The organism is Streptacidiphilus sp. PB12-B1b, from assembly GCF_014084125.1.
Lineage (GTDB): Bacteria > Actinomycetota > Actinomycetes > Streptomycetales > Streptomycetaceae > Streptacidiphilus.
Genome location: NZ_CP048405.1, coordinates 948,456 through 969,668, shown reverse-complemented (window position 1 = coordinate 969,668; position 21,213 = coordinate 948,456). Strand labels below are relative to the sequence as shown.

General features: G+C 71.8%; 18 protein-coding genes. 10 read left to right on the top strand and 8 right to left on the bottom strand.

Annotated features, from left to right (window positions below; translation table 11 throughout):
* Positions 1-217: 217 nt before the first annotated feature.
* A complete protein-coding gene (locus tag GXW83_RS04525; protein ID WP_182441614.1) occupies positions 218-1,792 on the top strand; it encodes a chitinase in 1,575 nt (524 codons plus the stop codon).
* A 131-nt stretch (positions 1,793-1,923) separates the two neighbouring features.
* Here the strand turns inward: GXW83_RS04525 and GXW83_RS04520 are convergent, their stop codons facing one another.
* On the bottom strand, positions 1,924-2,322 hold the full coding sequence (locus GXW83_RS04520) for a RidA family protein (protein ID WP_182441613.1): 399 nt from the start codon (positions 2,320-2,322) through the stop codon (positions 1,924-1,926).
* A 131-nt stretch (positions 2,323-2,453) separates the two neighbouring features.
* Here GXW83_RS04520 and GXW83_RS04515 point away from each other — a divergent pair, with 131 nt between their 5' ends.
* A complete protein-coding gene (locus GXW83_RS04515) occupies positions 2,454-3,734 on the top strand; it encodes an alanine racemase (protein ID WP_182441612.1) in 1,281 nt (426 codons plus the stop codon).
* Entirely contained in the window at positions 3,734-5,422 is a 1,689-nt protein-coding gene (locus tag GXW83_RS04510) for an amidohydrolase family protein (RefSeq protein WP_182441611.1), read from the top strand. The genes GXW83_RS04515 and GXW83_RS04510 overlap by 1 nt, the downstream gene beginning before the upstream one ends.
* Here GXW83_RS04510 and GXW83_RS04505 read toward each other — a convergent pair.
* Positions 5,367-6,794: a cellulase family glycosylhydrolase gene (locus tag GXW83_RS04505; RefSeq protein WP_182441610.1), complete on the bottom strand. Its 1,428-nt coding sequence runs from the start codon at positions 6,792-6,794 to the stop codon at positions 5,367-5,369. The genes GXW83_RS04510 and GXW83_RS04505 overlap by 56 nt on opposite strands.
* A gap of 184 nt (positions 6,795-6,978) precedes the next feature.
* Between GXW83_RS04505 and GXW83_RS04500 the strand changes: the two genes are divergently transcribed.
* The 3 genes from GXW83_RS04500 to GXW83_RS04490 all read left to right on the top strand — a co-directional run bounded on the left by GXW83_RS04500 (position 6,979) and on the right by GXW83_RS04490 (position 9,981).
* The gene (locus tag GXW83_RS04500; RefSeq protein WP_182441609.1) at positions 6,979-8,169 is read left to right on the top strand and encodes a hypothetical protein; all 1,191 of its coding nucleotides are present in this window, start codon (positions 6,979-6,981) and stop codon (positions 8,167-8,169) included.
* 11 nt (positions 8,170-8,180) lie between these two features.
* The gene (locus tag GXW83_RS04495) at positions 8,181-9,395 is read left to right on the top strand and encodes a pyridoxal phosphate-dependent aminotransferase (protein WP_182441608.1); all 1,215 of its coding nucleotides are present in this window, start codon (positions 8,181-8,183) and stop codon (positions 9,393-9,395) included.
* Positions 9,396-9,522: 127 nt separating this feature from the next.
* Positions 9,523-9,981 carry a hypothetical protein gene (locus tag GXW83_RS04490; RefSeq protein ID WP_182441607.1) on the top strand — a complete coding sequence of 153 codons (459 nt, stop codon included), beginning with the start codon at positions 9,523-9,525 and terminating at the stop codon, positions 9,979-9,981.
* Between the two features lie 70 nt (positions 9,982-10,051).
* Here GXW83_RS04490 and GXW83_RS04485 read toward each other — a convergent pair whose 3' ends face one another.
* On the bottom strand, positions 10,052-11,887 hold the full coding sequence (locus GXW83_RS04485; RefSeq protein WP_182441606.1) for a phosphoenolpyruvate carboxykinase (GTP): 1,836 nt from the start codon (positions 11,885-11,887) through the stop codon (positions 10,052-10,054).
* 247 nt (positions 11,888-12,134) lie between these two features.
* Between GXW83_RS04485 and GXW83_RS04480 the strand changes: the two genes are divergently transcribed.
* The 3 genes from GXW83_RS04480 (at position 12,135) to GXW83_RS04470 (ending at position 15,297) form a co-directional block, all read left to right on the top strand.
* Entirely contained in the window at positions 12,135-12,851 is a 717-nt protein-coding gene (locus GXW83_RS04480; RefSeq protein ID WP_182441605.1) for a hemolysin III family protein, read from the top strand.
* 140 nt (positions 12,852-12,991) lie between these two features.
* Entirely contained in the window at positions 12,992-14,662 is a 1,671-nt protein-coding gene (locus GXW83_RS04475; protein ID WP_182441604.1) for an MFS transporter, read from the top strand.
* Entirely contained in the window at positions 14,659-15,297 is a 639-nt protein-coding gene (locus GXW83_RS04470; protein ID WP_182441603.1) for a TetR family transcriptional regulator, read from the top strand. The genes GXW83_RS04475 and GXW83_RS04470 overlap by 4 nt, the downstream gene beginning before the upstream one ends.
* 4 nt (positions 15,298-15,301) lie before the next feature.
* Here GXW83_RS04470 and GXW83_RS04465 read toward each other — a convergent pair whose 3' ends face one another.
* The 4 genes from GXW83_RS04465 to GXW83_RS04450 form a co-directional block, all read right to left on the bottom strand.
* Positions 15,302-17,347 carry a thioredoxin domain-containing protein gene (locus tag GXW83_RS04465; protein ID WP_182441602.1) on the bottom strand — a complete coding sequence of 682 codons (2,046 nt, stop codon included), beginning with the start codon at positions 17,345-17,347 and terminating at the stop codon, positions 15,302-15,304.
* 127 nt (positions 17,348-17,474) lie between these two features.
* The gene (locus tag GXW83_RS04460) at positions 17,475-18,020 is read right to left on the bottom strand and encodes a Uma2 family endonuclease (RefSeq protein ID WP_182441601.1); all 546 of its coding nucleotides are present in this window, start codon (positions 18,018-18,020) and stop codon (positions 17,475-17,477) included.
* A 231-nt stretch (positions 18,021-18,251) separates the two neighbouring features.
* Positions 18,252-18,728: a VOC family protein gene (locus GXW83_RS04455; RefSeq protein WP_182441600.1), complete on the bottom strand. Its 477-nt coding sequence runs from the start codon at positions 18,726-18,728 to the stop codon at positions 18,252-18,254.
* A 152-nt stretch (positions 18,729-18,880) separates the two neighbouring features.
* A complete protein-coding gene (locus GXW83_RS04450) occupies positions 18,881-19,702 on the bottom strand; it encodes a MerR family transcriptional regulator (RefSeq protein WP_182441599.1) in 822 nt (273 codons plus the stop codon).
* Between the two features lie 137 nt (positions 19,703-19,839).
* Here GXW83_RS04450 and GXW83_RS04445 point away from each other — a divergent pair, with 137 nt between their 5' ends.
* Positions 19,840-20,199 carry a nuclear transport factor 2 family protein gene (locus GXW83_RS04445; RefSeq protein ID WP_182441598.1) on the top strand — a complete coding sequence of 120 codons (360 nt, stop codon included), beginning with the start codon at positions 19,840-19,842 and terminating at the stop codon, positions 20,197-20,199.
* Here the strand turns inward: GXW83_RS04445 and GXW83_RS04440 are convergent.
* Positions 20,193-21,161 (bottom strand): Lrp/AsnC family transcriptional regulator, encoded by a 969-nt coding sequence (locus GXW83_RS04440; RefSeq protein ID WP_182441597.1) that lies wholly within the window; start codon positions 21,159-21,161, stop codon positions 20,193-20,195. The genes GXW83_RS04445 and GXW83_RS04440 overlap by 7 nt on opposite strands.
* Positions 21,162-21,213: the final 52 nt, after the last annotated feature.

The following is a 21,213-nucleotide window of genomic DNA, read 5'->3' as shown; positions in this document are numbered from 1 at the left end:
CCACCTACGGGAGATGGCTCCCGTAGGTGGTCTGTACCTTTTACTGGTGAACCTTTCGTCCCAAAACCCACTCTGACCTGCCCACTTGCAACCCTGTCAGAGAATTAAGAGGAGCTTAAGCAGCAGCAAGAACTCTTGACAGCTCTATTGGTCTAGGCCAACTTGTGGGGCAGGCTTCATCCGCTGTCTTCCCCCTCCCCCACATGAGGACAGGTCTATGAGATCCCCACGCCGTCTGGCCGGCACCGTCACCGCCTGTACCACCGCAGTCGGCCTCGGCCTCGCCGGGCTCGTCGCCTTCACCGGCGGGGCCAACGCCGCCACCAGCAGCAACCTGGTCGTCAACCCCGGCTTCGAGACCGGTGCGCTCACCAACTGGACCTGCGACGCCGGCACCGGCAGCGTCGTCAGCTCCCCGGTCCACTCCGGCTCGTACGCCCTGGCGGGTGCGGCGACCAGCAGTGACGACGCGCAGTGCAGCCAGACCATCAGCGTCCAGCCGAAGTCCACGTACGCGCTGAGCGCCTGGGTCCAGGGCAGCTACGTCTACCTGGGCACCAGCGGCGACGGCGGCACCGACGTCAGCACCTGGTCCAGCAACAGCGCCTGGAACCAGCTGAGCACGTCGTTCACCACCGGCGCGACCACCACCAGCGTCACCATCTACCTGCACGGCTGGTACGGCCAGGGCACCTACAACGCCGACGACGTGGCGCTGACCGGCGCCGCGGGCTCCAGCCCCAGCCCCTCCGCCCCGGCCTCGTCCTCCCCCACGCCGACGCCGACGCCCACCAAGTCGTCCAGCCCGACGCCCACCCCGACGCCGACGCCGACCAAGTCGTCCAGCCCGACGCCGACGCCCACGCCCACCCCGACCTCCCCGCCGAGCGGCGGCAGCGGCAAGCACTGGGTCACCGGCTACTGGCAGGACTTCGACAACGGCGCAACCGACCAGACCATCGCCGCCGTCAACCCGGCCTACAACATCATCGCGGTGGCCTTCGCCACGGCCGACTCGGCCAACGACGGCGGCATCACCTTCTCGCTGGACCCGACCCTGGTGAGCAAGCTCGGCGGCTACACCACCGCGCAGTTCGAGGCGGACATCGCGGCCAAGCACGCGGCCGGCGACAAGGTCGTGCTGTCGATCGGCGGCCAGGACGGCACCATCAGCGTCAGCAGCTCCACCGCCGCCACCAACTTCGCCAACAGCGCCTACGCGCTGATGCAGCAGTACGGCTTCGACGGCGTCGACATCGACCTGGAGAACGGGATCAACCCGACCTACATGTCGCAGGCGCTGGAGTCCCTGGCGTCCAAGGCCGGCTCGGGCTTCGTGCTGACGATGGCCCCGCAGACCATCGACATGCTGAGCGCGAGCTCGGACTACCTGGCCACCGCGCTGGACGTGAAGAACATCCTGACCATCGTCAACACCCAGTACTACAACTCGGGTTCGATGAACGGCTGTGACGGCGGCGTCTACTCCGAGGGCAGCGTCGACTTCATCACCTCGCTCGCCTGCACCGCCATCCAGGCGGGCCTGAGCCCGAACCAGGTCGGCATCGGCGTCCCGGCCTCGCCGAGCGCGGCCGGCAGCGGCTACGTCGCCCCGAGCGTCGTCGAGAACGCGCTCAACTGCCTGGCCAAGGGCGCCGACTGCGGCACCTACAAGCCGACCACCCTGTGGCCGACGATCGGTGGCGTGATGACCTGGTCCACCGCCTGGGACGCCAGCAACGGCAACCAGTTCGCGCTGAACGAGGGCGCCTTCGTCCACGCCATGCCGTAACCGGGCCCGGTTCGAACCGATCCGGCACCTGCACCTGTACCTGCACCGGGCCCGGCGTCCTCCGCACCGCGCGGGGGGCGCCGGGCCCGGCCGTGTCCGCACACACGCGCCGGGTTTCGTCCGGGGCCGGGTCAGGGCGCGGTGACCGCCAGGGCGTCGATCTCCACCAGCAGCCCGGCCGGCAGGCCGACGTAGACGGTGGTGCGGGCCGGGTAGCCGCCCTCCGGCAGGACCGTGCCGAACCAGGCGTCGTACACCTCGTTCAGCTCGGCGAAGTGCGCGGTGTCGGTGAGGTACACCCGCATCATGATGACATCGGCCCAGCCGGAGCCGCCGGCCTCCAGCACCGCCTGCACATTGCGCAGGGTCTGCTCGATCTGCTCGGCCAGGCCGGGCCCGACCGGCAGGCCGGTCGACGGCTCGAACCCGACCTGCCCGGCGACCTGCAGCAGACCGCCCTTGGCGACGCCCTGGGAGAATCGGGCCACGGGCACCGGGGCCCCCTCGGTACGGACGACATTCCTGCTCATGGATGGGGCTCCTTCGCATCGGCGGACTGTACGGACGCACGACGGTGCGGCAGGATATGCAATCACCGTTGCGCAGTACGCAATGATGCTGCACACGGCCGGCATACCGCACCTCGCCTCCCGGGAGCGTCATGGACACCGCAGCCCTCCAGCAGCTCGGCAGCACCGTCGTCGACTGGCGGTTCAAGGGGCTGCCGCCCCGGTACGAGGGCCGGACGGTCGCGGAGCTGACAGCGGCACGGGCCGACCTCTTCGCCGACGGCTTCACCACGCCGGTGCTGACGCTGGACTCCGAGGCGCTGCGGCACAACCTGGAGCTGATGGCACGCTGGACCGCCGAGCACGACCTGGCCTTCGCCCCGCACGGCAAGACCCCGATGGCCCCGCAGCTCTTCGAACGCCAACTGGCCCTCGGCGCCTGGGGCATCACCGCCGCCATGCCCGTCCACGTACGCATGTACCGGGCGTTCGGCGTGCAGCGGATCTTCCTGGCCAACCAGCTGCTGGACCCGGCCGCGCTGGCCTGGCTCTCCGCCGAGCTGGACGCCGACCCCTCGTTCCGCTTCGTCTGCTACGTGGACTCGCTCCGCGGCATCGAACTGATGGAGGACGCGCTCCAGCAGGCCGGGGCGCAGCGTCGGGTGGACGTCGTGGTCGAGCTGGGCGCGGACGGCGCCCGCACCGGCGCGCGCGGCGTCGAACAGGCCCTGGAGCTGGCCGCGGCCTCCGCCGCCTCGCAGCGGCTGCGCCTGGTCGGCGCCGCCGGGTACGAGGGCACCATCAGCGTCGCCGACGACAGCCGCGGCGAGGTCGTCCGGTGGCTGGCGCAGCTGGTGGAGCTGGCCCGCCGGGCCGACGCCGCCGGGCACTTCGCGGACGCCGACGAGATCATCGTCAGCGCGGGCGGCAGCGAGCACTTCGACCTGGTCGCCGCCGCGCTCACGGCCGAGGCGCTGCCGCTCGGCCGCCCGGTGCTGCGGCTGCTGCGCAGCGGCGCCTACATCACCCACGACCACCTGCACTACGCGCGGATCACCCCGCTGAAGTCCGCCGCCCCGCAACAGCAGCTGCGCCCGGCGCTGCGGCTGTGGGCGCAGGTGGTCTCCCGCCCCGAGCCGGGCCTGGCCCTGCTGAACGCCGGCAAGCGGGACCTCCCCTACGACCTGGGCATGCCGGTGCCGACCCTGGTCCGCACGGCCGACGGGGAGTTCCGCGAGGCCAAGGGGCTGGGCGTCACCAAACTGGCCGACCAGCACGCCTTCGTGGCCGTCGAGCCCGGCGCGGAGCTCGCGGTCGGCGACTGGGTCGCGCTGGGGCTGTCGCACCCCTGCACGGCCTTCGAGAAGTGGCAGCTGATCCCCGAGGTGCAGGCCGACGGCACGGTCGTCGACTACATCCGCACCTTCTTCTGATGCGGCCGCTCCCGCCGGAGCCCGCCGCGGACGCGGTGCTGCGCGGCGCGCTGGTCGCGGACGGCTCCGGCGGCGAGCCGTACCGCGCGGACGCGGTGGTCCGCGACGGCCGGATCGCCGGGATCCACCGCGAGGGCGACCCCGGCCCGCGCCCCGGCCGCCCCGGCGGCGGCATCGACGCCGACGGGCTGGTCCTGGCCCCCGGCTTCATCGACATGCACGCCCACTCCGACCTGGCCCTGCTGACCGACGCCGGGCACGAGGCCAAGGCCGCCCAGGGCGTCACGCTGGAGGTGCTCGGCCAGGACGGCCTGTCCTACGCCCCGGTGGACGACCGCACCCTGGCCGGGCTGCGCAGCCAGCTCGCGGGCTGGAACGGCGATCCGCAGGGCCTGGACTGGTCCTGGCGCAGCGTCGGCGAGTACCTCGACCGGCTCGACGCCGGCCCGCCGGGGCACGACGGCATGGCGGTCAACGCCGCCTACCTCGTCCCGCACGGGACGCTGCGGGCGCTGGTGCTGGGCTGGGAGGACCGCGCCGCCACCCCGGCCGAACTGCTGCGGATGCGGGAGCTGCTGGCGCAGGGGCTGGCCGAGGGCGCGGTCGGGATGTCCGCCGGGCTGACCTACTCCCCCGGCATGTACGCCGGGACGGACGAGCTGGTCGCGCTCTGCCGCACGGTCGCCGAGTACGGCGGCTACTTCTGCCCGCACCACCGCTCCTACGGCGCCGACGCCCTGGCCGCCTACGCCGAGACCGTCGACATCGCCCGCCGCTCGGGCTGCGCGCTGCACCTGGCCCACGCCACCATGAACTTCGAGACCAACCGGGGCCGGGCCGGGGAGCTGACCGCGCTGCTGGACGCCGCCGACGACGTCGACCTGACCCTGGACAGCTACCCCTACCTGCCCGGCTCCACCACCCTGGCCGCACTGCTGCCGGGCTGGGCCACGGCCGGCGGCCCGCAGCAGACCCTGCGGCGGCTGGCCGATCCGGCGGCCCGCGCGGCGATCCGGGAGGCGATGGAGGTGCACGGCTCGGACGGCTGCCACGGCGTCGTCGCCGACTGGACGACCGTGCAGGTCAGCGGCGTCCGGAAGGCGGAGCTGCGGTCGGCGGTGGGCCTGACCGTGGCCCAGCTGGCCGAGCGCGGCCGGGAGTCGGGCTTCGACGCGTTCGTCCGGCTGCTGCGGGAGGACGCCCTGGGCACGACCGTGCTCCAGCACGTCGGCCACGAGGAGAACGTCGTCACCCTGATGCGCCACCGCGCCCACACCGGCGGCAGCGACGGCCTGCTCACCGGCGACCGGCCGCACCCGCGCGCGTACGGGACCTTCCCGCGCTACCTCGGCCACTACGTGCGCGAGCGCGGGGTGCTGGGGCTGGCCGAGTGCGTCGAGCACCTCAGCGCCCGGCCCGCGCGGCGGCTGCGGCTGCCCGACCGGGGCCTGGTCCGCCCGGGCTACCGGGCCGACCTGGTGCTGTTCGACCCGCAGACGGTGGCCGCCGGCTCGACCTACGAGCGGCCCCGCACCACGCCCAGCGGCATCCCGTACGTGCTGGTCGGCGGCGTGCCGGTGATCGCGGACCACCGGCGCACCGGGGCGACGCCCGGGCGCGCCGTCCGGCGGACTACGCCGGGACCACGTCCAGATCGTGCACGCCGTGGGGCAGCTTCGGCACAGTGACCGACAGGACGTGCGTGGTCGGGTTCCACTTGGTCGTGCAGCTGCTGTTCAGCGTGATCTTGCCGCCGTTGGGGAAGTCGGTGGGCGGCAGGTACAGGTCGGTCGTCCCGGTCACCCCCGGCAGGTCGGTCCACTGGACGTTCAGGTCCAGCGTCGACTTGTCGTAGCCGAACGCCACCGGCTGTCCGGCGATGGCGCGCGGGTAGGCCGTGCCGAGGACCGGCGTCAGCTCGGTCGGCGCGCCCTTGGCGTCCCAGACCACGCCCGAGCCCGGATCGCTGGACCAGTACGCCTCTCCGATCATCATCTGGTCGACGAGCTGCTGCACCTTGTCGATGTAGAGGTGCGCATACGGGTCCGGGGCGTTGGCGCTCCAGGAGCCGAGCAGCACCGGTGCGTCCATCCGCTGCGCCGTGCGCTCCACCTGGATCTCCCAGGACGCCAACTCCCGGTCGGTCACGAAGGAGTTGCTGCCGGTGTAGCTGCCCTCGCTGTCCAGCGGCTCGGGGTAGAGCTGCGGCGCGTAGCCGATCCGGGCCGGGCCGGTGCGCGGATCGTCCAGCTTGGGCAGCGCGCCGGGCAGGCCCCAGTCGGTGGTCGCCGCCTCGGGCTCGACGAACAGCCAGTGGCTGCTGTCGACGGTGCGGATCGCGGTGATCGCGCGCTGGTAGAAGCGCGCCAGCGGGCCCGACTCGAAGGCCGGCCCCTGCAGCGAGCCGCCCCAGGGCTGGCCCATCAGGTCGTAGCCGATGACGGCGTCGTTCTTGGCGAAGTACGCGGCGACCTTGGTCCAGGCCGCGATGTACTGCTGCTGGTACTCGGGGTGGTCGGTGCGGGTGCCCCAGAACTCGTCGAAGGCGTGCACCACGCCGGGCTGGGTGTAGGTCAGGTCCCAGGGCTGCTGCGCCTTGACCGGCAGGCCGCCGCTGTCGGTGGCCCACGGCGGGGCGCCGCTGCCGCCGAACTGCGATCCGTACATGTTCTGCTGCATGTCGAGCAGCACGTGGTAGCCCTGCTGCTGGTACCAGGACACCCGCTGGGCGACCCGGGCCAGGTACGCCTGGTCGAACCGGCCCGGCTCCGGCTCGATCTGCTGCCAGCAAATCAGATAGCGCACGAAGTCCGTGCCGAGTTCCCGGTTTTCCTTCCCGACGTCGGATTGCGTGATCCAGGGCATTCCGTCGGCGGAGGTCATGGCACCGGCCGAGGTGTTCAGGCCGTAGAGGATCAGCGCCCGGCCCTGAGCGTCCGTGATGAACCGTTCCTGCCAGGGTCCGGATCCGGTCGAGGCCGGTCCCACGGCCGCCAGCAGCCCCGCGGCACAGGCGATCACCACCAGCCCGACAAGCCAACGCCGAAGCCGTCCCGCCATGCGCACCCCGCCCTAACCACCGTCACGCCCCGTGCTGATCTGGCTGATACTAGATCGTCGTGATCCTGCCGCCCACCCGGGTCATGTCCGGATTCTGTACCAGCATTCTGTGCCGGTGTCAGAATCAGCCTACAAACCGATGAGCCGCTGTCCAGCGCGGCCCCTCCGCCATTAGAGTCCGCGCATGGCCATGATCGAGCAGCTTTCACCACGCCTCCGCGATGCCCTCACCCGACGCGCCGTCCCTTACGCCGGCGGCGCGGCCACGCTGCTGATCACCCTGCTGATGGGCCTGGGCCCGCTCTGGCTGCACCTGACCACCAGCTACGGCTACCTGTTGATACCCGCGGCGCTGGGCGCGCCCACGCTGCTGCCGGGGCTTCGGCTGTCGCCGCTCGGCGACCAGAGCGGGGCGACGGTGGTCTGCGACGACTTCGCCGCGGTGGTCATGGTCGTCGTCGTCGCGGCGGTGCTCGGCCGGCACACCCGGATCTACCCCAACTCCAGCCGCCTGCACCGGCTGCTCACCGGCTGGGCCGGGCTGGTCCTGGCGGGCTTCGCGGCCGGGTTCTTCCGCGGCCTGGTCGTGGCCCGGCTGGTCGCGGGCGGCCCGCTGGCGTACTTCGGCTACCCGGCGCTGGGCGCCCTGTTCGGCGCGGTCTGGTCCCTGGCCCTGGGGTGGATACCCGGCACGGCGGCGGCCTTCGCCACCGACAGCATGCCGCTGTGGCACGCCGCCGCCCGCCGCTCGGCGGTGCTGCGCCGCCGGTTCCTGGTCCGCGTGTACGTCCCGGCGACGGTGGCGGCCGCCAAGGCCGGCCTGCGCGCCATCGCCGCCTGGCGCGCCTGGACCGAACGGCGCGCGGTGGCGGCGGCAGCACGGACCGCGGACGCGGGCGCGCTCGGCAGTGGCGCGGTCGGCACGGGCGCGGTCGGCGCGGGGGCGGTGCGTACGCGCGGGGCGGCCCTCGGGGCCGAGGCGCGGCGGATCGCAGTGCGGGCGGCGCGGGCCACGGCCGATGCGGCCGGGGAGGCTCTCTGGTGGGCGGAGGCGCGCTGGGACCGGCTGGTCGCGGCGCGGGTGCTGAGCCCGGACACCTGGCGCCGGTGGCTGCGCCGTGCGCGCCCGCGCGCCGTCGCCTTCGCGCGCGGGGCCGCGCTCCTGTGCGCCGACGGCTACGACTGGCTGCGGCCGTTCGTCGTCCGGGCGGCCCGCGCGTGCCGACGCCTGGGCGCTGCGGCGGCGCGGGAGGCCCGGGCGCTGCGCGGGATACGCCTCGGCGAGCTGCGCGGGGTGCGCAGCCTGAGCGACCTGCGGGCGCTGCGGGGCCCGCGTGGTGAAAAACACGAGGCGTCACGGATGACGACCCCGTAAAGTACCTCGACATGCAGGTGATCCAGTCCAGCAAGCTCGCCAATGTCTGCTACGACATCCGCGGCCCGATTCTCGACGAGGCCATGCGGCTCGAGGAGCAGGGCCACCGCATCCTGAAGCTGAACACCGGCAACCCGGCACCCTTCGGTTTCGAGGCGCCCCCGGAGATCCTGCAGGACATCCTCCGCAACCTGGCCACCGCCCACGGCTACGGCGACTCCAAGGGCCTTCTCGCCGCCCGCCGCGCGGTGGTGATGCACTATGAGGAACGCGGGCTGTCCGAGCTGAGCGTGGACGACGTCTTCATCGGCAACGGCGTCTCCGAGCTGATCCAGATGTCGATGCAGGCGCTGCTGGACGACGGCGACGAGGTGCTGGTGCCCGCGCCGGACTACCCGCTGTGGACGGCCTCGGTGAGCCTGGCCGGGGGCACCGCGGTGCACTACCGCTGCGACGAGCAGGCTGACTGGTTCCCCGATCTGGCCGACATCGAGGCCAAGGTCACCGACCGTACCCGCGGCATCGTGGTGATCAACCCGAACAACCCCACCGGCGCGGTCTACTCGGACGAGCTGCTGCAGGGGATCGCCGAGATCGCCCGCCGGCACAATCTGATCATCTACTCGGACGAGATCTACGACAAGATCCTCTACGACGACGCGACCCACACCTCCACCGCGTTGTTCGCCCCCGACCTGCTGTGCCTGACCTTCAACGGGCTCTCCAAGGCGTACCGGGTGGCCGGTTTCCGCTCCGGCTGGATGGTCCTCTCCGGCCCCAAGGAGCACGCCCGCAGCTACCTGGAGGGGCTGAACATCCTCGCCAGCATGCGGCTGTGCGCCAACATGCCCGCGCAGCACGCCATCGCGGCCGCGCTCGGCGGGCGCCAGTCCATCCAGGATCTGATCCTCCCCGGCGGGCGACTGCGGGAGCAGCGCGACACCGCCTGGCGGCTGCTGAACGAGATCCCCGGCGTCTCCTGCGTGAAGCCGCGCGGCGCGCTTTACGCCTTCCCCCGGCTGGACCCCAAGGTCTACCCGATCAAGGACGACGCCCAGCTGGTGCTTGACCTGCTCAAGCAGGAGCACATCTACGTGGTCCAGGGCACCGGCTTCAACTGGCCGGAGCCGGACCACTTCCGCCTGGTCACGCTGCCGCGCGCGGAGGACCTGGCCGACGCCGTCACCCGCATCGGCACCTTCCTGGACGGCTACGCCCAGCCCTAGCCGCAGCCGTGGGCCCCGGACCCCTCTCATGATCACACTGTGGAACAACTCGCAGTTTGGACAATGTCCAAGTTAGGATAGAGTCCCCTTCACTCGGAGCGCCCCAGGGGCGCTGCTTCCGGGACCTATGCCTGCAGAGGGCGAGATGTACGAACAGACCAGGACCACCGTCTCGGCGCAGCGGCGTCCGGCCGCCCGCGCTCACAACAGCAGCACCCCTGGCGCGCCCGGCACCACCGCCCGCACCGCCCTGCCGCACGGAGCACCGCTCAGCGGCCACCTCGCCGCGCTGGTCACCGCCACCGAGGCGATACGCGACGCGACCCCCGATCCGGCCCGGCGCGCCGAGCTGGACGCGGCGGCGCACGAGCTGGCCGACCGCCTCACCCAGCTGGCGCCCACCGGCGCACCGCTGCCGCACACCGCCGGCGCGCACGGCGGCAGATCCCTGGCCGCGGCGCACGAGCACGCGCACGCGCTGGCCGGGCGGCTGCTGGTGGTCGCGGCCGCGCAGCAGGACACGGTCACCGCGATGCTGGCGTGCCGCCGCATGGATGCCCACGCGGCGGCACGCTCGGCGCGCTAGCGCCCCCGGTACTGCAACCCTCAGCCCTCGGGCCCTCGGAGCCCCGGCCGATCCCGCCGGTACCCGGCGGTCAGCCGAGCCGCTCGACCAGGCTGCGGTACTCGTCCCACAGCTCCTTGGGCGTGTGCTCGCCGAAGAGGTCCAGGTGGTCGGGGATCAGGGCGGCCTCCTGGCGCCAGATCTCCGGGTCCACGCTGAGCAGCAGGGCCAGGTCGTCCTCGCTGATGTCGAGGCCGTCCAGGTCCAGCGCCTCACGGGTGGGCAGCACGCCGATGGGCGTGGTGACGCCGTCGGCCTGTCCCTGCAGGCGCTCGACGATCCACTTGAGCACGCGGCTGTTCTCGCCGAAGCCCGGCCAGACGAACTTGCCGTCGGCGTTCTTGCGGAACCAGTTGACGTAGTAGATCTTCGGCAGCTTGGCCGCGTCCGCCTGCCGGCCCAGCTTCACCCAGTGGGCGAAGTAGTCGCCCATGTTGTAGCCGCAGAACGGCAGCATGGCGAACGGGTCGCGGCGCAGCTCGCCGACGGTGCCCTCGGCGGCCGCGGTCTTCTCGCTGGCGACGTTGGCGCCGAGGAAGACGCCGTGCTGCCAGTCGAAGGACTCGGTGACCAACGGGACCGCGCTGGCGCGGCGTCCGCCGAAGAGGATCGCCGAGATCGGGACGCCGGCCGGGTCCTCCCACTCGGGGGCGATGATCGGGCACTGCGAGGCGGGGACGGTGAAGCGGGCGTTCGGGTGCGCCGCCGGGGTGCCCGACTCAGGCGTCCAGTCGTTGCCGCGCCAGTCGGTCAGGTGCGCCGGGGGCTCGGCGGTGAGGCCCTCCCACCACACGTCGCCGTCGTCGGTGAGGGCGACGTTGGTGAAGACCGTGTTGCCCCACATCGACTCGATGGCGTTGGCGTTGGTGTCCGCGCCGGTCCCGGGGGCGACTCCGAAGAAGCCGAATTCGGGGTTGATGGCGTAGAGCCGGCCGTCCGCGCCGAAGCGCATCCAGGCGATGTCGTCGCCGATGGTCTCCACCTTCCAGCCCGGGATGGTGGGCTGGAGCATGGCCAGGTTGGTCTTGCCGCAGGCGCTCGGGAAGGCCGCGGTGACGTACGTGGCCTCGCCGGCGGGCGGGGTCAGCTTCAGGATGAGCATGTGCTCGGCCAGCCAGCCCTCGTCGCGGGCCATGGTCGAGGCGATGCGCAGGGCGTAGCACTTCTTGCCCAGCAGCGCATTGCCGCCGTAGCCGGAGCCGTACGACCAGATCTCCCGGGTCTCCGGGTAGTGCGAGATGTACTTGGTGCTGTTGCAGGGCCACGGCACGTCCGCCTCGCCCTCGGCCAGCGGCGCGCCGAGGCTGTGCACGGCCTTGACGTAGTCGCCGTCCTCACCCAGGTGGTCCAGCACGGCCTGGCCCATCCGGGTCATGGTGCGCATGGAGACGGCGACGTAGGCGGAGTCGGTGATCTCGACGCCGCACGCGGCGAGGGGCGAGCCCACGGGGCCCATGCTGAAGGGCACGACGTACATGGTCCGGCCGCGCATGGAGCCGGCGAAGAGGCCGCTCCTGCCGTCCGCGCCGGTGAAGATGGCCCGCATCTCGGCGGGGGACTTCCAGTGGTTGGTGGGTCCTGCGTCCTGCTCCCGCTCGGAGCAGATGAACGTGCGGTCCTCGACCCGGGCGACGTCGCTCGGGTCGGATGCCGCGTAGTACGAGTTCGGGCGCTTCTCGGGGTTGAGCTTGCGGAAGGTCCCCTTGTCGACCAGCAGGTCGCACAGGCGCTGGTACTCGGCGTCAGAGCCGTCGCACCACTCGATCCTGTCCGGCTGGGTGAGCTCTGCGATCTCCTGGACCCAGGTCAGCAGCCGTTTGTGCTGCGTGGGCGCAGGGGTGCTCGGGGCAGAGTTCTCGTACGGCACGATCGCTCCGTTTCACGCCGAATCGTCCTTGATCCGGCGGCGGGGGTTGAGGGTCTTCGCAGCCTAACGCCGATGTCTGCAAACCGACATACCGCCCCTAGTGGCCTAACGGTGACCCAGGCCACACATCCTGCGGTCGGGGACGTGACTTGTCCGGAAATACAGGGCCCGAACCGGGTTCACACGTGATGATTCACACGCGGCCCTCACCTCCTACTGATAAGTAACCTACGGTTCCGTAGGTACGATGAGGGAATCCACCGCCGAGGAGGCCGCCTTGCCCGACCCCGCCAACGGCAGTACCGCCCTTTCTGCCGCAGTCCAGCCACTGAAGCCCAAGCTCCGCGGCTGGCTGCACGCGGGCATGTTCCCGGCCTCCGTGGCGGCCGGAATCGTCCTGATCTGCCTGGCCGACTCCACCCAGGCCCGAATCGCCTGCGCGGTCTACTCCGCCTCCGCCTGGATGCTCTTCGGCATCAGCGCCGTCTACCACCGCTTCACCTGGGGCCCGCGCGGCGAGGCGGTGCTGCGCAGGCTGGACCACAGCAACATCTTCCTGATCATCGCCGGCAGCTACACGCCGTTCACGATCCTGCTGCTCAGCGGCGGCCGACAGCAGCTGCTGCTGTGGCTGGTGTGGATCGGCGCGCTCGCCGGGATCGCCTTCCGGGTGTTCTGGGTCGGCGCGCCGCGCTGGCTCTACACCCCCTGCTACATCGCCCTCGGCTGGGCAGCCGTGTTCTTCCTGCCCGACTTCCTGCGCACCGGCGGCGTGGCCGTGGTGGTGCTGCTGGTCGTCGGCGGCCTGCTCTACAGCGCGGGCGGGGTCATCTACGGCCTGAAGCGGCCCAACCCGTCACCACGCTGGTTCGGCTTCCACGAGGTGTTCCACCTGTGCACGCTGGCCGCCTTCATCGTGCAGTACGTGGGCGTCTCGATCGTCGCCTACACGGCAGTCGCCTGACACCGCACCACCCCCTCCCGATCGCCTTCCGAGCGCCCTTCCCCGAACGGGGGAGGGCGCTTCTGCATGGAACCGATTGACAGCTCCTCCAAAATGGTAGTTACTGTCATTAGACAGAAACTACCACCAAGGAGCCTGCGATGACCTCCTCCTCCCACAGCATCGGCCGTACGGGTGGCACGGGCGGCACCACCACTGCCACCGCCACTGCCGCCGCCGGGACCGCCGCGGTCGCTCCCGTCCCACCGCCGACGCCGCCGACCGCCGGTCCGCCCGCCGTGCCACGGCGCTGGTGGGCCCTGGGCGCCATCTGCCTGAGCGTCCTCGTCCTCGGCTTCGACGGCACCATCCTCAACGTCGCCCTGCCCGACATGGCCGTCCAACTCCACGCGGGCACCAATCAGTTGCAGTGGATCGTGGACGCCTACCTGGTCGTCTTCGCCGCCGCCATGCTCCCGGCCGGGCTGCTCGGCGACCGCTTCGGCCGCCGTCGGCTGCTGATCGCCGGGCTCACCCTCTTCGGCGCGGCCTCGCTCGTCGGCACACTCACCGACTCCGCGGCCACGCTGATCGCGGTCCGCGCGGTGATGGGCCTGGGCGCGGCGTTCATCATGCCGCTGGGCATGTCGATCATCCCCAGCCTCTTCCCGCCGGCCGAGCGCGCCCGCGCGGTCGCGGTGATGACCGCCGGCATGGCCGTCGGCATGCCGCTCGGGCCGATACTCGGCGGCCTGCTGCTGACCCACTTCTGGTGGGGATCGATCTTCCTGATCAACATCCCACTGATCGCCGTCGGCATCGTCGCGCTGCTGCTGCTCGTCCCCGAGTCGCGCAACCCGGCCGTGCCTCGGGTGGACGCGCCCAGTGCCGTCCTCGGCGTCGGCGGCCTGGCGGCGCTCACCTACGGCATCATCCAGGGCCCCACCGACGGCTGGGGCAGCGCCCAGGTCGTCGGCAGCCTGGTCGCCGCCGTGCTGCTGCTCGCCGGGCTCGTCCTGCGCGAACGCACCCAGTCCGACCCCATGCTGGATCTCACCCTGCTGCGCAACCCGGTCTACCGCTGGAACACCCTGGCCACCGTACTGATCACCTTCGTGCTGATGGGCGCGCTGTTCGTGCTCCCGCAGTACCTCCAGTCGGTGCTCGGCTACAGCGCTCTCGGGACGGGTGTACGGCTGATGCCGCTGATGGGCGGCCTGCTGGTGGCGGCCCGCATCTCCGAGCGGCTGGTGGCCAGGTTCGCCGTCCGCGGCGTGGTCACCGGCGGGCTGCTGCTGGTCGCCGCCGCCATGTTCCTGGGCTCCCGCACCGGCCTCGGCGACGGCTACGGCTGGACCGCGCTCTGGCTCAGCATCCTGGGTCTGGGCATGGGCTTCACCATGGTGCCCGCCATGGGCGCGGCCATGGCCGTCCTGCCCGCCGAGCGCGCGGGCGTCGGCTCCGGGCTGCTCCAGACGCTGCGGCAGTGCGCCAGCGCCATCGGCGTCGCCCTGCTGGGCAGCCTGCTGCTCAGCAGCTACACCGACCGCCTGCACACCGGCGGGCTGTCCGCCGCCGCCGCGCACACCGCGCGCGGCTCCGTCTCCGCCGCCCAGGCCGTCGCCGAGCAGCTGCACGACACCGCCCTGGCCGCCTCGGCGCACAGCGCCTTCGTCCACGGCATGACGATGGTGCTGCTGATCTGCGGCATAGCGGCAGCGCTGTCCGCACTGCTGATAGCCGTCCGGATGCCCGGCGACACCGCGCACGACAGTCACGGCTCCGAGAGCGTCGCGCCGGGCGGGGGTGATCCCGGAGAATCGGTGGCATGACCTCCGCACCGTCGCCGCCCCCGGCAACCGATCTCGAAGAGTTCCTCGCCGCCCCGCTCGGTCTGCGCGAGCGCAAGAAGCTGAAGACCCGCCGGGCGATCCGCGCGGCGGCCTACCACCGCTTCGCCGCCCAGGGGTACGAGGGCACCACCGTCGACCAGATCGCCGCCGACGCCGAGGTCTCGCCGAGCACGTTCTTCCGGTACTTCCCCACCAAGGAAGACCTGGTCATCACCGACGACTACGACCCGATCATGGAGGCCGAGCTGCGGTCCCGGCCGGCCGGGGAGTCCATGCTGGAGTCCGCGCTGAGGGCCATGATCGAGCCGCTGCGCACGGTGCTGGCCCAGGAGCGGGACGACATGCTGCTGCGGATGCGTCTGCTGCGGGAGAACCCCGCCGTACGGGCCCGCAGCCTGGCGGAGTCGAAGCGCTCCCGGGACATGCTGCTGGGGATCTTCGCCGAGCGCACCGGCCGCCCGGTCACGGATCTCATCCTGCGCGCGCAGATCGCCGCGCTGGTCGCGGTCGCCGGTGAGACCGTCGAGTACTGGGCCGAGCGCGACGGCCAGGACGACCTGATCGAGCTGCTGCAACAGGCCCTCAAGGCCGTGGCCGCCGGCTTCGCCCAGTAGCCCGTCAGCTGTTCAGGCGCTCGGTCAGGGCCTCGGGGGTGGTGACCGGGGTGTCGCAGCTGAAGCGGCGGCAGACGTACGCGGTGGGCCGGCCGGAGAGCAGCGGCCGGTCCGCCAGCAGCGGCACGGCACCGCCGCCGTCCGGCTCGCCCACGGCCAGGACGGCGCCGGGGGCGGTGCTCCGCAGCGCGGCGCTGCGCAGTGCCGCGGTCGCCGGGTCGTCGGCCGGGCCGACCACGGCGATCTCGCGCGGCCCGTCGACCAGGGCCTCGGCCACGGCCAGGCCCCAGCCGATGAAGCGCGGGGCGCGCGAGCCCAGCGCGGTGACGATGCCGAGCGCCGCCTCGGCGGCCTCGCGGTGGCGGGCCGAGCCGGTCAGCGCGGCATAGCAGAGCAGGGCCCCGGCTGCCGCCGTCCAGCCGGAGGGCACGGCGTTGTCGGTGGGGTCCTGCGGGCGGCGGATCAGCTTCTCCGCGTCCACGGCGGTGTCGTACAGGCCGCCGGTGGCCGGGTCAGCGAAGTGGTCCAGGACGGCGTCCAGCAATCCTCCGGCGAGGGTGAGCCAGCGTGCCTCGCCGGTGGCCGAGTAGAGCGCGAGCAGACCCTCGGCGGTGTCGGCGTAGTCCTCCAGCACGCCCGGGTTGGTTCCGGCCCGGCCGTCGCGGGAGGTGCGCAGCAGCCGTCCCTGGTCCGTGAGGTGGACGGAGGCCAGCAGCTCCGCGGCGCGGACGGCGGCGTCCAGGTAGTCGGGCCGGTCCAGCAGGGCGCCGGTCTCGGCGAGCGCGGCGATCGCCAGCCCGTTCCAGGCCGCGACGATCTTGTCGTCGCGGGCCGGCCGGGGCCGCTCCGCGCGCGCCGCCAGCAGCCGCTCCCGGACGGAGGCGAACCAGCCCGGGTCCTCGCCCGCCGGGTCCTCCTCCGCAGGCAGCTGCAGGACGGACATGCCGCCCTCGAAGGTGCCGGCCGCGGTGACCGCGAACACGGCGGCGGCGCGGGCGCCGTCCTGCGCACCGAGGACGGCGTCGAGCTGCTCGGGCGTCCAGGCGTAGAAGACGCCCTCGTGGTTGTGACCGTCCGGGCCGGGGCTGTCGGCGTCCAGCGCGGAGGCGAAGCCGCCCTCGGGCGTCCGCAGTTCCGCCAGCAGGAAGTCGGCGGTCTCGGTGGCCACGCGCCGGGCCGTCCCGGAGCCGGTGGCCCGGAACAGGTGCAGGTACACCCGGAGCAGCAGCGCATTGTCGTACAGCATCTTCTCGAAGTGCGGCACCACCCAGTCGGCGTCGACCGAGTAGCGGGCGAAGCCGCCGCCGAGCTGGTCGTAGATGCCGCCGCGCGCCATCGCCTCGCAGGTGCGCTCGACCATCCGCAGCGCCGCCCCGGAGCCGGTGGCGGCATGGTGCCGCAGCAGGAACTCCAGCACCATGGACGGCGGGAACTTGGGCGCGCCGCCGAACCCGCCGCGCCGCTCGTCGAACTCGCTGTCGAGCACGGTGACGGCTTGGTGCAGCTCGGCCTCGGTGGGCGGCTGCTTTCCGGCCGCGCCGTACACGTCCCCGCGCGCGGCCAGGTCCGCGACGATCCGCGCGGACACCTCGGCCACCTCGTCCCGCCGCTCGGTCCACGCCGCGTGGACGCCCTCCAGCACCTGCCGGAACGAGGGCAGCCCGTGCCGCGGCGCGGGCGGGAAGTAGGTCCCGAAGTAGAACGGCTCACCGCCGGGCGTGAGGAACACCGTCATCGGCCACCCGCCCTGCCCGGTCGCCGCCTGCACCGCCTCCATGTAGACGGCATCGATGTCCGGCCGCTCCTCCCGGTCCACCTTGACCGGCAGGAACCGCTCATTGAGGTACTCCGCCAACCCGGCGTCCTCAAAGCTCTCGTGCGCCATCACATGGCACCAGTGGCACGCCGCATACCCGACGGAGAGCAGCACCGGCACCCCCCGCCGCTCCGCCTCCGCCATCGCCTCGGGGCCCCACGGCCACCAGTCGACCGGGTTGTCGGCATGCTGCTGGAGGTACGGAGACGTGGCGCCTGCGAGTCGATTGGGCATGCTCCATGGTCCCGCACGCTCAGGTACCCGACCAACCGACACGGGGAGATCGGGTGGCCCTCAGGCGGGACTGGGAATCGGGTTGGGCTCTGCCTGGCATGGTGAGTGGACGACCCAGTGCAGTGCCTCAGTTGGCGTCCGCCTCGGGTCGGGGCAGCTCGTCCAGGTCGAGGGTGTAGGTCCGCCCGTCGGCCAGCTCGATGGGCAGCTTGCCCGAGCCGTACGTGTGCGTGTGGGTCGCGATGTAACCGGAGCCGGTGGGCAGGGTGTGGACGACGACCTCCGCGGCGTACGGATCGACCACCACGTAGACCGGGATGCCGTAGCGGCCGTACTTCGCGGTGCAGTCGTCGTAGTCCTTGCGCGCGGAGGAGACCGACACCACCTCGGCGATCAGTAGCACGTCCTCGAAGCCGTAGCGCTTGCCTTGCCGCTGCGCGTCCTCCCGCAGGATCGCAAAGTCCGGGGCAGAGTTCTCGTCGGCCGGGAAGTCCAGGTAGACGTCGGAGGCGGTCTTCGCGTGCCGGCCGAGCGAGAGCGAGTCGATCTGCATCGACTTGATCGTGCTGGAGTGCTCGAAGCTCTGCGGAGTCATGACCACCTTCCCGTCGGTACCGAAGAAGATCACGTACCCAGCGGGGAACTCGGTGTGCATGACCGCGTCGACGCTCATCAACGGCTCCTTCCTGTCGCTTCTCAGGATATGGGGCCACGGTCCTGTACGGGGTCTACAACAAGGGTGCCGACTGGGGGGCGTCGGAGCGTTGCGGGCGCCCAGCTGATCGTCGACTCAGGTGTCCTCAGCCCCTGCGCCCGGTGATGGCCTCGCGGCTGAAGCAGTCGGTGAACGCTTCGGTTTCGGCGATCATCAGCGCCGGGCGGAGGTGACCAGGTCGAAGGAGGGTCAGGGTGACGGTGCGCTGCCGGTGCCGAGCCAGGGCGAGTCGAACTCGACACGCGCGGGCTCCAGCCCGTGCGGCCGGGTGGTGTAGAGGCGCAGGCGCAGCCCGTCCGGGTCGGGCACCACCAGCAGCCAGCCCACCAACCCCACGACCGGCGGGGAGTGGCGGACGCCCAGCGCGTCCAGGTGCACGATCCACGTGTCCACGGCAGCGCGGTCCGCGACGGCCAGGGTGAGGAAGTCGAAGCCGTTGAGAGCGGCGGCGGTCGCCGGGTCCAAGCGCAGTTCGAGACGGGTACCCAGGCCGGGGACGTCGAGGATGACGGCGAACAGCGTGCCGTCCGGACGGCGGTGGTCGAGCTCGGTCAGACGGCGCGCACCGAGCACGGCACCGTACCAACGGGCACTGCGCTCCAGGTCCGTAACGGGAAGTTTGATGTGGTGGATACCCTCATGGGCCGGGGTCTCGGAGGATTTCATCAGGCTGCCTTCGGGCTCAGTGCCGGGCGAGGACTCGGGGATCGGCGATCGGCTCGGCCGGCAGGTACGGGCGCAGCCGGTCCAGCACGTCGTGCGGGCTACTCGGTACGCCGGCTGCCGGGGCACTGGCAGTGGGTGGGCCTGTATGCCGACTAGTGATCGTGCTCGGCTCGGAAGACGGGCCAGCCGATCTCGGTGGTCCACTGGGTGGGGTCGGGGGTGTGGCGGGCATCGCGCAGGTAGTACTCGCGCAGGGGGCCGGCGACGCTGATCTCGTGCCGGGTGGTGTAGGCGCCCAGCTCGCCGTAGGTGAGATCGACGTCGGCCAGCGGACCGTGGTGGGTGATGACCGCCAGCTCCGCAGCCGGCACCACCAGGGACTCGACCCGGCCGATGGCACGCACGCTTCCCTGCACGGGCACGAAGACCGTGGCCCGGCCGTGATCGTCCTGGAAGATCTCGCTCGCGTACAGGCCGCCGCTGGGACCGGTCGCCTCCAACCGCTGGGCCTCCACCGCGGCATGCACCTCGGCCAGCGCCCCCTGCCACCACGGCAGCAGGTCGCCGCGGTCCACGGCGGCGCTGATGCCCACAGCAGGGCAGGCCGGTACCGTGCGGTGCTCGACGGGGGCCTCCGCGGGGCGCCGCAGCAGGTTGCGCAGGGAATCGACTGCGGAGCGGGTCCGGTCCAGCTCGATCTCCAGGCGGTCCAGATGACCGGCGATCAGCTCACCGCGCACGGTCGCATCCGGAGCGCCCAGGACGGCTCTGACGTCCGGGATGGGCATGTCGAGGTCGCGCAGGCGGCGGATGACCTGGGCGGTGGGGATCTGCTCGGCGGTGTAGTAGCGGTAGCCGGTGTCGGGGTCGACGCGGTCGGGCTCCAGCAGGCCGACCTGGTGGTAGTGGCGCAGCGTCTTGACGCTCAGGTGCGTCATGCGGGAGAAGTCCCCGACCGTCAGTGCCTGGCTCATGGCGCCAGTATCGGCCCTCCCCCTGCGGGAGGGACAACGCGCACCACCGGTGTTGACCCTCCCGCAGCAGGAGCGCCCAGCGTGGGGACCAGGCCGCCGAAGGGTGGCTGCACATCCGAACCTGGAGGTCCCCGCTCATGTCCGACACCACGCTGCTTCCGGTCCTGGCCGAGCACGTCCGCGCCGTCAACGACTTCGACGAGGACGCGATCCTCGCCACCTTCGCCGAGGACGCCTTCGTCAACGACGTGCGCCGCGAGTTCCGCGGGGCTGCGGCCATCCGCCGCTGGGTGGCCAAGGAGATCGTCGGGGACCGGGTCACCCTGGAGGTGACCGAGGTCCTGGACCACTACGGCGACCAGATCGTCCGCGCCCGCTACGACGGCCAGTACGACAAGACCAACCTGCACGGCGAACTGATCATGACCAACTACTTCACCGTCTGCGACGGAAAGATCACCTCGCTGATCATCGTCCGCAACGAACCCGCCTACTGACCCGCAGGTGCATGGCCGGGCCGCTTCACAGCCCTGCCCACCAGCACCGTGTCGATGCCGGTGACCGACAGCGGCGCGAGGTCCCGAGTGATGAACGTGTGCAGGGCTTCGAGGTCGCGCAGCCACACAGCGGCGCTCAGATTGGCCGACCCGGTCAGGGCGATCACCCCGTGCACGGCCGGATGGGCCGCCAAGGCACGCCCGGCGGCGTCCAGATGCGCGGGCGGGACCTGGAGGTAGAGGTTGGCATCGACCTCCAGTCCCAGGCGGCGAGGGTCCACGACAACCTGGGTGATCAGCGCGCGGTCGCGCAGCAGTGCGCCCAGGCGCCGCCGGACAGTGGACTCGGGATGGCCGGTGCGCGCAGCGAGAGCGGAGGCGGTGAGCCGTGCGTCGCCCTGAAGGGCATCCGCCAGATCCCGGTCGAACGGGCTCAGCTCTGCTGCGGATCTGCTCGGCGTCCCGGCAGGCGTGAGCTCGCCGCGTTCGGCCTCGGTCAGGGCGTCCAGCCGCCAGTCAGTGGCGTCCGCGTAGACATGCAGGACCGTCTGCGCGCTGACCGAGGTGATGGCGCTGGTGGCGGGCAATTGCCGGAACACCAGCCTGCCGCGCGGCCCGGCAGCGGCAGACAGGACCGCGGTGACCTCTTCGCCGCCGGCGGACATGTCGATGAACGCGATGTCGGGGCGGGCGGCCAGGGCGGCGGTGATGGTGTCGAGCTTGCCCCGCAGCACTTTGATGCGCAGCAGCATCGCCGAGCCCGGGCCTTCACGAGGCGGTACGGCGACCACCCGGACAGCACCGCCGGCCAGCAGCGCGGCCAGGCGCCGGCCGGCCAGGCGCGCACTCAGGCCAAGGACGCGAGCTGCGCGTTCGGCGGTCAGTCGGCCGTCGCACTGCAGGGCCGCGATCAGCCGCTGATCGAGCTCATCCAACACCTCTGACTCCACTGGATCCTTCACATGTGCAAGTTTCGCTCATTCCGGCACCCGCATCGGCCGATCACGCCCACGG